Origin of the sequence: Ruania rhizosphaerae (assembly GCF_009805705.1) — a bacterium.
Classification (GTDB): Bacteria; Actinomycetota; Actinomycetes; order Actinomycetales; family Beutenbergiaceae; genus Ruania; species Ruania rhizosphaerae.
The window spans coordinates 194,569-206,754 of the sequence record NZ_VSMB01000008.1 but is presented as its reverse complement, the minus strand read 5'-3'; the positions used below and the strand labels follow the sequence as shown (position 1 = coordinate 206,754).

General features: G+C 68.7%; 11 protein-coding genes. All 11 read right to left on the bottom strand.

The annotated features are described in order from the left end of the window. Positions 1-631: 631 nt before the first annotated feature. The gene (gene tyrS, locus FV560_RS12870; protein ID WP_159621934.1) at positions 632-1,900 is read right to left on the bottom strand and encodes a tyrosine--tRNA ligase; all 1,269 of its coding nucleotides are present in this window, start codon (positions 1,898-1,900) and stop codon (positions 632-634) included. 91 nt (positions 1,901-1,991) lie between these two features. Then, on the bottom strand, positions 1,992-2,666 hold the full coding sequence (locus FV560_RS20385; RefSeq protein WP_235020107.1) for a DNA-3-methyladenine glycosylase: 675 nt from the start codon (positions 2,664-2,666) through the stop codon (positions 1,992-1,994). Further along, the gene (locus tag FV560_RS20380; protein ID WP_235020106.1) at positions 2,663-3,307 is read right to left on the bottom strand and encodes a uridine kinase family protein; all 645 of its coding nucleotides are present in this window, start codon (positions 3,305-3,307) and stop codon (positions 2,663-2,665) included. Before FV560_RS20380 ends, FV560_RS20385 begins: the two co-directional genes overlap by 4 nt. Before the next feature lie 24 nt (positions 3,308-3,331). Next, positions 3,332-4,783 (bottom strand): argininosuccinate lyase, encoded by a 1,452-nt coding sequence (gene argH / locus FV560_RS12860; RefSeq protein ID WP_159621932.1) that lies wholly within the window; start codon positions 4,781-4,783, stop codon positions 3,332-3,334. Beyond that, complete coding sequence (gene argG, locus FV560_RS12855) at positions 4,783-6,213, bottom strand: argininosuccinate synthase (RefSeq protein ID WP_159621931.1); 1,431 nt, start codon at positions 6,211-6,213, stop codon at positions 4,783-4,785. Before argG ends, argH begins: the two co-directional genes overlap by 1 nt. After that, positions 6,210-6,737 carry an arginine repressor gene (locus FV560_RS12850; RefSeq protein ID WP_159621930.1) on the bottom strand — a complete coding sequence of 176 codons (528 nt, stop codon included), beginning with the start codon at positions 6,735-6,737 and terminating at the stop codon, positions 6,210-6,212. The genes argG and FV560_RS12850 overlap by 4 nt, the downstream gene beginning before the upstream one ends. Positions 6,738-6,747: 10 nt before the next feature. Beyond that, the gene (argF, locus tag FV560_RS12845; protein ID WP_159621929.1) at positions 6,748-7,728 is read right to left on the bottom strand and encodes an ornithine carbamoyltransferase; all 981 of its coding nucleotides are present in this window, start codon (positions 7,726-7,728) and stop codon (positions 6,748-6,750) included. Further along, on the bottom strand, positions 7,725-8,999 hold the full coding sequence (locus tag FV560_RS12840) for an acetylornithine transaminase (protein WP_159621928.1): 1,275 nt from the start codon (positions 8,997-8,999) through the stop codon (positions 7,725-7,727). Before FV560_RS12840 ends, argF begins: the two co-directional genes overlap by 4 nt. Beyond that, positions 8,996-9,931 (bottom strand): acetylglutamate kinase, encoded by a 936-nt coding sequence (gene argB / locus FV560_RS12835; protein ID WP_159621927.1) that lies wholly within the window; start codon positions 9,929-9,931, stop codon positions 8,996-8,998. The genes FV560_RS12840 and argB overlap by 4 nt, the downstream gene beginning before the upstream one ends. Continuing rightward, positions 9,928-11,091 carry a bifunctional glutamate N-acetyltransferase/amino-acid acetyltransferase ArgJ gene (gene argJ, locus FV560_RS12830; protein WP_159621926.1) on the bottom strand — a complete coding sequence of 388 codons (1,164 nt, stop codon included), beginning with the start codon at positions 11,089-11,091 and terminating at the stop codon, positions 9,928-9,930. Before argJ ends, argB begins: the two co-directional genes overlap by 4 nt. Beyond that, positions 11,088-12,170 (bottom strand): N-acetyl-gamma-glutamyl-phosphate reductase, encoded by a 1,083-nt coding sequence (gene argC, locus FV560_RS12825; RefSeq protein WP_235020105.1) that lies wholly within the window; start codon positions 12,168-12,170, stop codon positions 11,088-11,090. Before argC ends, argJ begins: the two co-directional genes overlap by 4 nt. Between the last annotated feature and the right edge of the window lie 16 nt (positions 12,171-12,186).

Sequence of the window (12,186 nt, the reverse complement as noted above, 5' to 3'; positions counted from 1 at the left end):
ATCAATCACTACAAACACACTGTTGAGTTCTCAAACAACGAACGCGCACCTTCAGGATCCCGATTCAAGGATCCTGCTCGGGGCAACCGCTCTACCCTACCGCTCGCTGCTCTTCGAGTCAACGTGGCTGGTTGGGCCGGATCGTGATCCTACCCCACCGAACCTGACTCGCGCTACCGCGATCCGGTTGGATGATCAGCTCGGTCCTGCTTGGCTGATCTGCTCCGTGTGTGGACCGGCCACCTGATCGGTGTCCGTTGCTCCTTCACGGGGCGACGGGATGAAACATTACGGGCCGGTGAACCCTGGGTCAAATCGCGGGGTCCTGCTCGCTCGATCGTCCGTGATGTGCCGCGCGATGCCCTCTGACCTGCACAGATACAGTTCCCGCAACCCTCTGAGGGAGCTGTCCGCCGCACTACCCAGCGACAACGTGATGCGGGTCACCCGTGCGTGCCCGCTCTTCCTGTGGCGGCACATGCGGTCGCAGAGCCGGCGCCCGTCCACCCCACCACGGATTGGTCCCGGACCCGCCTCCTGCTCGGTACCCGAGGGGCAGGATGTACAACGACACTGGGGCCGCACCGTGTCCGGTGCGGCCCCAGTCACGAGGACGAGCAATCCTCGATGGTCATCCAGAGACGACGGCGAGGGAACGCCGACCTCGACGCACGAGCGCCACGTCGCCAGCCAGGAGGTCATCACCGGTGATGACACGGTCTGTATCCGTGACCTTCTCGTTGTTGAGGTAGGCGCCCCCGTCCCCGACCACACGTCGTGCGGCGTTGCGCCCCTTCTCCAGCCCGGCAGCCACCAAGGCGTCCACGATGGTCGTCTCACCGACCACGATCTGACCCCGCGGTACCTCGGAGACGGCGTCGGCCAGAGTGCCGGCATCCAGTTGGCGCAGTGCATCGGCATCCCCACCCCCGAACAACGCGGCCGAGGCGGCCTCGACCCGTTCGGTGGCCTCCGCACCGTGCACAATCGTGGTCACTTCCCGCGCGAGCGTGCGCTGCGCGGCGCGTGCCTTCGGGTTCTCCTCCAGCAGCTCAGCCAGCTCGGTGATCCGCTCGCGGTCGAGGAACGTGAACACCTTGAGGTAGTCCACCACATCGGCATCGGCGGTGTTCAGCCAGAACTGGAAGAACGCGTACGGGCTCATCATGTCCGGCGCCAGCCACACCGCGCCGCCCTCGGTCTTGCCGAACTTGGTGCCGTCGGACTTCGTGATCAGCGGCGTGGTGAGCGCATGCACTGAAGCACCATCGGCCTTGTGCACCAGGTCGACTCCCGAGAGCAGGTTGCCCCACTGGTCGTTGCCACCGGTCTGCAGCGTGCACCCATACCGCCGATGCAACTCGAGGAAGTCCATCCCCTGCAGGATCTGGTAGCTGAACTCGGTGAAACTGATCCCCTCGTCGCTGTTCAGCCGGCGCGCCACGGTGTCCTTGGCGAGCATCGTGCCGAGCCGGTAGTGCTTGCCCACATCGCGCAGGAAGTCGATCGCCGAAAGCGGTGCCGTCCAGTCCAGGTTGTTCACCATCTGCGCCGGGTTGTCACCCTCGAAGTCGAGAAACCGCGAGATCTGCGCGTGCAGCCGCTCCGTCCATTCGGCCACCACCTCCTTGGTGTTCAGGGTGCGCTCCCCCGACATCCGCGGGTCCCCGATCATCCCGGTGGCGCCACCGACGAGTGCGATGGCACGGTGCCCGGCGTTCTGCAGGTGCCGCAGCAGCATCAGCTGGACAAGGTGCCCGTGATGCAGGCTCGGCCCGGTGGGATCGAAGCCCGCGTAGTAGGTGACCGGTCCCGTCGAGAGCGCCTCGGCCAAGGCCGAGAGATCGGTGGACTGGGCGATCAGACCGCGCCAGCGCAACTCGTCGAGGATGTCGTTCACTGTGACCTACCTTGTCTACGCTCCGTCTGCGTGACGGGACGGGGGCCTGTTCCCCTGTCCGCGCCCCAGCCTAGAGGCCGTCGCTGCATCGTCACGACGCTCCTGGCCCGGCCCGGAACGCCGAGACGTGCGGGTCGCCGTCGATCCAGTACCGCCAGGGGTAGGCGTCAGTACCCGCACGACCGGAGACGCCGACCCGTGGGCCCGTCCGTATGGTGACCGGTTCGTCCGCCGGTACCAGTTCCAGTGGCGTCGCTCCAGCATCCGGTGCAGCGACCGATGCACGCGTGCGCGACGCGTCCGGCACCGGTCGGTCTCGCGGAGACTGCAGAATCGTCACAGGAGCACCATCGTGCGCCAACGTGAGGCCGAGGACCACCGCGAGCCGCGCCGGTCCACGGGCGAGATCGCGCTCGGCACGGCACACGCCCGCGGCCCGTCGACGCTGCCACGCCAGCTCCTGGCCTGCTACCACCTCACCTGCCCGCAGCAGTACCGCCGTCGCCGTTCCCGCGGGAGAGCAGACCACGTTGACGCAGTGGTGCAGACCGAGGTGCCGGTAGACGTAGGCGTGGCCTGGTGGCCCGAACATGGTGGCGTTGCGAGCGGTCCGGCCGCGGTAGGCGTGCGACCCCGGATCTTCGGCGCCGCGGTAGGCCTCAACCTCGACGAGGCGGACCGCGACGCCATCGGCGCCGACGAGCACGCCGCCCAGCAGCAGGGGCGCAACGTCGGTGGCGACGGCGGACAGGTCGATCGGCCTCACGTCCCGCCCCGGCACTGTGTGCGCAACCGCCCGAACGCGTCCACGTGCAGATCTGCCACCTCGCGCGCACCGGACTCGGCGAACAACTCGGCCTCCTCGGTCATCCACTGCCGCCAATACGGCTCCGCTCCGGCCCCGTCGCGCACCAGCCCGCGAGCGAGGCGTACGTCGTCGGCAGCCTCCACCCAGACGATCACGCTCAGGAACGCGCGGGTGACCGCACGCACACAACCCACACCTTCCACCACGAGGTAGCCATCGGTGGGAACCTCGTGCTCCTCTGCGAGCTCCTCGAGGTGCCAGTCGTAGCGGCGATACCGGCCCACCCGCCCCAGCCAGAGCCGCGCAAGAATCTCCTTGCGAAGCCGGTTCGCGGAGTCCCGCAGACCGGACCATCCCAGATAGAGGTCGTCCATGTGGACCGTGGTCACGGCGGCGCCCCCAGCTTGCAGGTCCGCGACCACAGCCGCGGCCAGGGTGGTCTTGCCGGAACCAGCGGGGCCGTCGATCGCCACGACGGTCGTCTCACCGCAGCGTGGGCCGGCCGTGCGAGCCGCCCCCACAACGGCCCGCACGGTCTCCACCGGAGGTGCCGGCTCGGTGGCGGCATCCGCTCCCGTCACACCATCAGCTCCGGTCACCGGATCGACACGGTCGCCGGCAGATCACGAGGTGAGGGCCTCGCGCAACAACCTCACCCGTTCCTGCGCTGCCTCCAGCTGTTCGGCCACCCGCACCGGGGCGGTGCCGCCGACGGCGTCTCGCGAGGCGAGCGCACCCTCGACGGAAAGAACCTCACGCACCCCAGGGGTCAGGGCCGGGTCGATCTGCGCCAGCTGATCGTCGGTGAGGTCCCACAGCTCGATGTCGCGCTCCTCGCATACGCGCACGCACGCGCCCGCCAGCTCGTGGGCGTCCCGGAAGGGCACCCCTTGGCGCACCAACCACTCGGCGATATCGGTAGCCAGGGCGAACCCTTGCGGAGCGAGCTCGGCGAGCCGATCGGTGTGGAAGGTCAGAGTGGCCACCATGCCGGCCACGGCCGGCAGGAGCAGTCCGAGGGTGTCGACGGCGTCGAACACCGGCTCCTTGTCCTCCTGCAGGTCCCGGTTGTAGGCCAGTGGCAGGCCCTTCAACGTCGCGAGCAGCCCGGTGAGGTCGCCGATCAACCGCCCGGACTTCCCACGGGCGAGTTCAGCCACATCGGGGTTCTTCTTCTGCGGCATGATCGAAGAGCCAGTCGAGAAGGAGTCGTGCAGCGTCACGAACGCGAACTCCTTCGTGGCCCAGACGATCACCTCCTCCGAAATCCGGGAGAGGTTGACCCCGATCATCGCCGATACGAAGGCGAACTCGGCCACCAGGTCGCGGGAGGCTGTGCCATCGATGGAGTTCTCGACCGGCCCGTCGAACCCGAGCTCGGCGGCTACGGCCGCGGGGTCGAGGCCGAGCGAGGACCCCGCCAGGGCACCGGACCCGTACGGGGAGTACGCCGCACGGCGATCGAAGTCCCGTAAACGCTCGACATCGCGCAGGAGCGGCCACGCGTGGGCAAGCAGGTGGTGGGCCAGCAGCACCGGCTGCGCATGCTGCAGATGGGTGCGTCCGGGCATCGCGGCGCCCGGGTGGGCGGCCGCCTGTGCGCACAACGCATCGACCACGTCCAGCACGCCGGACCCGATCATCGTGGCCTGCTCCCGCAGGTACATCCGCACCTGCGTGGCGATCTGGTCGTTGCGCGAACGTCCGGCCCGCAGCTTGCCCCCGAGCGCTGGGCCGGCCCGCTCGATCAGCCCCCGCTCGAGCGCCGAGTGCACATCCTCGTCCTCGACCGCCGGAGTGAATACCCCGGCCGTGACGTCGGCATCCAACTGGTCCAGCGCCGTCAGCATGCCCTCCAGCTCGGCCCCGTCCAGCAGCCCGGCCCGATGCAGTACCCGTGCGTGGGCCCGTGAGCCGGCGATGTCGAGGCGTGCGAGGCGCCAGTCGAAATGCGTCGACTTGCTCAGGGCAGCCAGGGCGTCAGCGGGCCCTCCGGAGAACCGGCCGCCCCACAGCGCTCCGGAGGCAGAACCTGCGGATGGATCACGCCCTGACGGCGCGGACTGGCCACCCATCAGTCGGATCCTTCTTCCATGGCCACGTGGTCCAGCGCGCTCTGGTCCCCGGACCCGGCCTGCGGGTTCGCGGAGATGACGTGCGCACCGCCGGTGGGTAGCTCACCGAACAGGGTGCCGTTCTCGACCAGCACCTGACCCTGGTCGACCGGCTGCTGAGCGTACATCTCCAGTTTCGCCCGGGAATCGGCGATGTCGAGGTTACGCATCGTGAGCTGGCCGATGCGGTCGGTCGGGCCGAACGCGGCGTCCTCGGTGCGCTCCATGGAGAGCTTCTCGGCGGCGTAGGAGAATGCCGGGCCGTCGGTGCGCACGATCGTGTAGTCCTCACCGCGCCGCAGCCGCAGCGTCACCTCACCGGTGACGACCGAAGCGATCCACCGCTGGATCGACTCGCGGATCATGAGCGCTTGCGGGTCGAGCCAGCGCCCCTCGTACAGCAGGCGGCCCAACCGCCGTCCCTCGGCGTGGTAGTTGGCGATCGTGTCCTCGTTGTGGATCGCTGCCACCAGGCGCTCGTAGACGATGTGCAGCAGTGCGATCCCGGGGGCCTCGTAGATACCGCGGGACTTGGCCTCGATGATCCGGTTCTCGATCTGGTCCGACATCCCCAGCCCGTGCCGGCCGCCGATGGTGTTGGCCTCTTGCACGAGCGCGACCGGGTCCTCATACCGGCGGCCGTTGATGGAGACCGGACGACCCTGCTCGAAGGCAACGGTGATGTCCTCGGTGTCGATGGCAACGCTCGGGTCCCAGAACTTCACGCCCATGATCGGGTCGACCGTCTCGAGCGAGACGTCCAGGTGCTCCAGCGTCTTCGCCTCGTGGGTGGCTCCCCAGATGTTGGCGTCCGTGGAGTACGCCTTCTCGGCGCTGTCGCGGTAGGGCAGATTCCGCTCGGTGAGCCACTCGCTCATCTCCGACCGACCGCCCAGCTGACTCACGAACTCCGGATCCAGCCACGGCTTGTAGATGCGCAGGTTCGGATTGGCGAGCAGGCCGTAGCGGTAGAACCGCTCGATGTCGTTGCCCTTGAACGTGGACCCGTCCCCCCAGATCTCCACATCGTCGGCCTGCATGGCCCGCACGAGCAGGGTGCCGGTGACCGCTCGCCCGAGCGGAGTGGTGTTGTAGTAGGCACGCCCGGCACTGCGCAGATGGAAGGCACCGCACGCGATGGCGGCAAGGCCCTCCTCCACGAGCGCGGACTTGCAGTCCACGGACCGGGAGATCTCGGCTCCGTACTGCAGCGCGCGACCAGGGACCTTGTCGATCTCCGGCTCGTCGTACTGGCCGAGGTCGGCGGTGTAGGTGCACGGGACAGCACCGCGCTCACGCATCCATGCCACGGCGACAGAGGTGTCCAACCCGCCCGAGAAGGCGATGCCTACCCGCTCGCCGGCCGGCAGCTGTGTCAGTACCTTGCTCACTCGTTCTCCTTCTCGTCGCGCTCTGGTTCGCGGCCGTCGGCCAGGTCCAGGAACAGCTGGGCGACGGCGGTTCCGCCGTCTGGGTCTGCTGCGATCACCAGCACAGTGTCGTCGCCGGCGATCGATCCGATCACCGGCGGCAGCACCGACTGGTCGATCGCCGATGCCAAGAATTGTGCCGCGCCCGGCGGCGTGCGCAGAACCACGAGGTTGCCCGAGGCTTGCGCGGAGACGAGCAGCTCGGTGCACAGGCGCGCCAGGCGGGTGGCGAGCTGTTCGCCGTCGGAGGTGTTCGGGTACCCGAGGGGCCCCTCGGGTGGCACGGTGTACTGCTGGCCGCCGTCAGCGCCACGCACCTTCTGGGCGCGCAACTCCTCCAGGTCCCGGGAGAGGGTAGCCTGCGTGGCCGAGAGTCCACGGTCGGCGAGCAGCTGCTGGAGCTCGGCCTGCGAGCGCACGCTACCGGTAGCGATGACCTGGCGGATCAGTGCGTGCCGGGCGGTCTTGGTAGCAGGAACGCTCATCGGCAGCCCATCATCGCTCGACCAGCCAGGTCAGGATGGCTTTCTGGGCGTGGAGCCGGTTCTCGGCCTCGTCCCAGACCCGGGAGGCCGGCCCTTCGATCACCTCGTCGGTGATCTCCTTGCCGCGGTAGGCGGGCAGGCAGTGCAGCACCACGGCTGCTTCCCCGGCCGATCCGAGCAGCTCGGTGTTCACCTGGAACGGCCGGAAGGGCGCCTCGCGTTCGTCCTTCTCGTCCTCCTGCCCCATGGATACCCAGGTATCGGTGACCACCACATCGGCCCCGGTGACGGCGGCCGTCGCCTCCTCGAGCACCGTCACCGATCCACCGGTTCCGGCCGCAATAGCTCCGGCGCGCTTCACGATGGTCGGATCTGGCTGGTAGCCCTCCGGCGCCCCGATGCGCACGTGCAGGCCCGCTAGGGCTCCGCCGAGCAGGTAGGAGTGCGCCATGTTGTTGGCGCCGTCACCGACGTAGGCGAGAGTGCGGCCCGAGAGTGCAGGGCCGTCCGCGGTGAACCCGCCGGTGTGCTCGGCGATGGTGAGCAGGTCGGCGAGGATCTGGCACGGGTGGTAGGCGTCGGTGAGGGCGTTCACCACCGGCACCCCGGCGTGAGCAGCCATCTCCTCCAGCGCTGACTGCGCGTAGGTGCGCCAGACGATCGCCGAGGTCATCCGGCCGAGCACCCGGGCCGTGTCCGGCACCGACTCGCGCACCCCGACCTGGGCGAGTCGGCCATCCACCAGCATCGGGTAGCCGCCGAGGGCTGCGACGCCGGCGGTGAAGGAGGCCTGGGTGCGCAAGGTCGGCTTGTCGAAGATGATTGCCACCGACTGTGGGCCGGCGAGTGGCTGGCGGCTGTACGGATCGGCTTTGAGCGCGGCGGCCAGCTCGAGCACCTCCCGCTGTTCGGACCAGGTGAGGTCGTCATCGGCGAGAAAGTGCCGCAGCTGGGAGGAACGGGTCGGGTCGTGGGCGCTGTCAGTGGTCATGAGTGGGCTGCCTTCTGCAGAATCTGGGGCAGGGCGTCGGTGAACGTCTGCGCCTGCTCGCTGGTCAGGATGAGCGGTGGTGCCAGCCGGATCGCGTCCGGGGCCACCGGGTTGACGATGAATCCAGCCTCCAGGGCTTCCCGTGCCACGGCCGGAGCGATCTCCTCGCTGAGCGTGATGGCAAGCAGGAGGCCCTCACCACGCACGCCGGCCACGAGGGGGTGGCCGATGGCGGAGATCTGCTCGCGCAGCGCGGCGCCAGTGGTACGTACCCGCTCGAGCAGGTCGTCCCGCTCGATCACATGCAGCGTCGCCAGGGCAGCAGCTGCGGCCATGGGGTTACCGCCGAAGGTGGTGCCGTGCTGCCCCGGGCTGAACAGGCTGGCCGCCGGCTCCGTGAGCGTGACGACCGCACCAATCGGGAAACCGCCGCCCAGGCCCTTGGCAAGAGTGACGACGTCCGGCGTGAGACCACCACCGATGTGGTCGTGGTGGAACGCCATCCACTGCCCCGTACGCCCGACTCCGGTCTGCACCTCGTCCAGGATCAGCAGGGCGCCGTGCTCGGATGTCAGACGCCTGGCGGCCGCCAGGTATCCGGTGGGAAGATGCCGGACACCTGCCTCACCTTGCAGCGGTTCGACCACCAGTGCGGCCACGCGGTCGCCGTCGGTTGCGAAGGCCTGCTCAAGCGCCTCAACGTCTCCGAACGGTAGGTGCTCAACGCCTCCCGGCAACGGTTCGAAGGGTTCCCGGTAGGCCGGTTTGGCGGTCAGTGCGAGGGCTCCCATCGTGCGGCCGTGGAAGGCGCCCTCCAGCGCCAGGATGCGTGGCCGGTCCTGCCCACCGTGCCGGCGGGCGAGCTTGAACGCCCCCTCGAGCGCTTCGGTGCCGGAGTTGGTGAAGAACGTGCGCGCCGCCGTCGGCCGCGAACCACCAGCCGTGAGTGTGGCGAGCCGCTCGGCGAGGGTGATCTGCAGTGGAGACGCGAAGAAGTTCGAGATGTGGCCCAGCGTGCCCAGCTGCGCAGAGATGGCGCCGGTGAGCGTGGGGTGGGCGTGACCCAGGCTGTTGACGGCGATGCCTGCCAGCAGATCCAGGTAGCGCTGGCCGTCGGCGTCCCAGACGTAGCAGCCCTCACCGCGCACCAGCACCCGCTGCGGAGCGCCGAAGGTGTTCATGAGCGCGCCGGTGTAGCGACCCGTCCACTCGGCCTGGGTAGCTGCGGGCGTGGTGCCGGTGAGCTCGTGCAGCGCGGTGGTCTCAGTCATGACTGCTCCTTCGGGCTGGGCAGGACCATGGTGCCCACACCCTCGTCGGTGAAGATCTCCAGCAGCAGCGAGTGCGGCTGCCGTCCGTCGATCACGTGTGCCTGCGGGACGCCGCCGGTGACGGCGCGCAGGCACGCCTCCATCTTCGGCACCATCCCGGAGGCGAGGGTGGGGAGCATCTCAGCGAGGGCATCGGCCTCGATCTGCCGGATCAGCGAGTCCTTATCCGGCCAGTTCGCATACAGGCCCTCGACATCGGTGAGCACGATGAGCTTCGTGGCAGCCAGCGCCGTGGCCAGAGCGGCAGCTGCCGTGTCGGCGTTGACGTTGAGCACGTCACCGGGGCTGTCCACGTCCGGTGCGATCGTCGAGATCACGGGGATGCGTCCGGCATCCAGGAGATCCATGACGGCGTGGGGATCGACGTCGATCACGTCGCCGACCAGACCGACGTCCACGAGCTCACCGTCCACCGTGGCCTGCCGCTTGCGACCGGTGAACAGGCCGCCGTCTTCGCCGGAGATCCCGACGGCGAGGGGCTGGCGTTCGTTCAGACGGCTCACCAGATCACGCTGCACCTTTCCGGTCAGCACCATGCGTACGACGTCCATGGTCTCGGGGGTCGTGACCCGCAGACCGCCGCGGAACTCCGAGGTGATCTCGAGACGCTCCAGCATGGCCGAGATCTGCGGTCCTCCCCCGTGTACGACGACGGGCTTGAGCCCGGCGTAGCGGAAGAAGCGCACGTCCTCGGCGAAGGCGCGCTCCAGGTCGGCGTCGACCATCGCGTTGCCGCCAAACTTGATGACGACGACGGCCCCCGCGAACCGTTCGAGCCACGGCAGCGCCTGGATGAGGACCTCGGCCTTCTGGTCCGGGCGAAGGTCGGTCTTGGTGTTGAACACGAATGACTCGTCGGAATGGTTGCTCATGTGGAGTAGGCGCTGTTCTCGTGAACGTAGTCGTGGGTGAGGTCATTGGTCCACACGGTGGCGGATGCCTCGCCCGCGTGCAGGTCGATGAGGATCCGGACCTCGCGGTCGGCAGCAAGGTCCACCAGGGTGCGGTCCTCATGTGCAGCACCCGAGCGGCAGATCATGACGTCGTTGACGCTCACGTCCACCTGGTCGGCCTCGAACGGAGCCACCTCCACCGGGACAGTTCCCACTTGGGCCAGGATGCGGCCCCAGTTCGGGTCGTTGCCGAAGACCGCGGCCTTGACGAGATTGGAGCGAGTGACGGCACGGGCCACCGCGAGCGCGGCGTCGGTGCTGGTCGCGCCGGTCACGTGGACTGCGATGTCGTGGGAGGCTCCCTCGGCGTCGGAGACCAGCTGGCGGGACAGGTCGGCCGCCGCTCCGGTCAGTGCCTCGGTCAGTTCCGCCTCGCTCGGTTGGATGCCGGAGGCCCCCGAGGCCATCAATACGACGGTGTCGGAGGTGGACATGCAGCCATCGGAGTCGATCCGGTCGAAGGTGACCGAGGTGGCGGTGTGCAGTACACGCCGGGCGAGCGCCGGATCGACAACCGCATCCGTGGTGAGGACGCTCAGCATCGTGGCCATGGCGGGGGCGAGCATGCCGGCACCCTTGGCCATCCCGCCCACGCTCCACCCGTCGCGCACCACGTGGGTGGTCTTCGGGACAGTGTCGGTGGTCATGATCGCCCGCGCGGCGTCCGTGCCACCGTCGGTGGCCAAAGCCTCGGCAGCGGCACCGATCCCGGGCAGAAGCTTGTCCATCGGAAGCCGCTCCCCGATGAGCCCAGTGGAACAGACGACCACGTCGGCGGCCGAGACGCCGAGAGCATCGGCGGCGCGTTCGGCACTGTGGTGAGTGTCGGCGAAGCCCTCCGGTCCGGTGCACACATTCGCGCCGCCGGAGTTGAGCAGCACGGCCTCGACCACGCCGTCGGAGACGACCTGGCGGGACCACATCACGGGTGCACCGACCACGCGGTTGGTGGTGAACACGGCAGCGCCGACCTTGTGGGGGCCGTCGTTGATGACGAGTGCGACGTCCGGGGAGCCGGAGGCCTTGAGGCCGGCGGTGATGCCGGACGCCCGGAAGCCGGCGGGGCTTGTCGTTGTCACGGGGCGACTCCTTCGGTGGTCAGGCCGAGCCCCTCGGGCAGGCCGAGGGCGAGGTTCATGGACTGCACCGCGGCACCGGCGGTGCCTTTGACCAGATTGTCGATCGCGCAGATGGTGACCACTCTGCCGGCTCTCTGGTCGATGGCGACCTGCACCAGGGCGGTGTTCGCACCCACGGTGGCGGCCGTCGTCGGCCACTGCCCCTCCGGGAGGAGCTGGACGAACTGCTCACCGGCGTAGGCCTCTTCCCAGGCGAGGCGCACCTGGGCTGGCGTGACGCCGGGGGTGAGCGGCGCCGTCGTGGTGGCGAGGATGCCGCGGGACATCGGGACGAGCACTGGAGTGAAGGAGAGACGGACGGGAACTGCACCGGATGGAGCGGCGAGGCGGAGGTTCTGCTCGATCTCGGGAACGTGCCGGTGCGTCCCGCCGACGGCGTAGGGCGCGGCCGAGCCGATCCCCTCGGCGGCCGTGAGGTGGGGTTTCATCGCCTTGCCGGCACCGGAGTAGCCGACCGAGAGGACGGCGACCACATCGCTGGGGTCGACCACGCCGGCGGCGACGCCGGGCTGGATACCCAGCGTGACTGCGGTGACGTTGCAGCCGGGCACCGCGATGCGGCGAGCGTCGTTCAGCACGCCACGCTGCGCCGAGGCCACGGACTCACCGCTGTGCAGCAGTTCGGGCATGCCATAGGGCCAGCTGCCCGCATGCTCGCTGCCATAGAAGGCTGCCCAGTCGGTGGCGTCGGTGAGCCGATGGTCGGCCCCGAGGTCCAGGATCAGCGGGGTAGCACTGCCGGTACCGACCGCTTCCAACTCCGCGGCGATGGTCCCGGAGGCCCCGTGCGGCAGGCCAAGGACGACGACGTCGTGCCCGAGCAGGTTCTCGGCTGTGGTTGCCACGAAGGTGCGATCGGCCACGCTGCGCAGATGCGGGTGATGGCGGCCGACAAGTTCGCCGGCATTGGAGTGCGCAGTGAGCGCACCGACCTCCACCTCGGGGTGAGCAAGGAGCAGGCGCAGGGTCTCTCCACCGGCATAGCCACTGGCACCCGCGATCGCGACCGATACAGTCATATGAATAACTATACAT

What these genes read in the sequence shown, in the direction of transcription:
- argH (WP_159621932.1), bottom strand. Translation starts at nt 4,783, where the DNA reads ATGGGTGGCCAGTCCGCGCCGTCAGGGCGTGATCCATCCGCAGGTTCT.
- FV560_RS12850 (WP_159621930.1), bottom strand. Translation starts at nt 6,737, where the DNA reads ATGAGCGTTCCTGCTACCAAGACCGCCCGGCACGCACTGATCCGCCAG.
- argF (WP_159621929.1), bottom strand. Translation starts at nt 7,728, where the DNA reads ATGACCACTGACAGCGCCCACGACCCGACCCGTTCCTCCCAGCTGCGG.
- FV560_RS12840 (WP_159621928.1), bottom strand. Translation starts at nt 8,999, where the DNA reads ATGACTGAGACCACCGCGCTGCACGAGCTCACCGGCACCACGCCCGCA.
- argB (WP_159621927.1), bottom strand. Translation starts at nt 9,931, where the DNA reads ATGAGCAACCATTCCGACGAGTCATTCGTGTTCAACACCAAGACCGAC.
- argC (WP_235020105.1), bottom strand. Translation starts at nt 12,170, where the DNA reads ATGACTGTATCGGTCGCGATCGCGGGTGCCAGTGGCTATGCCGGTGGA.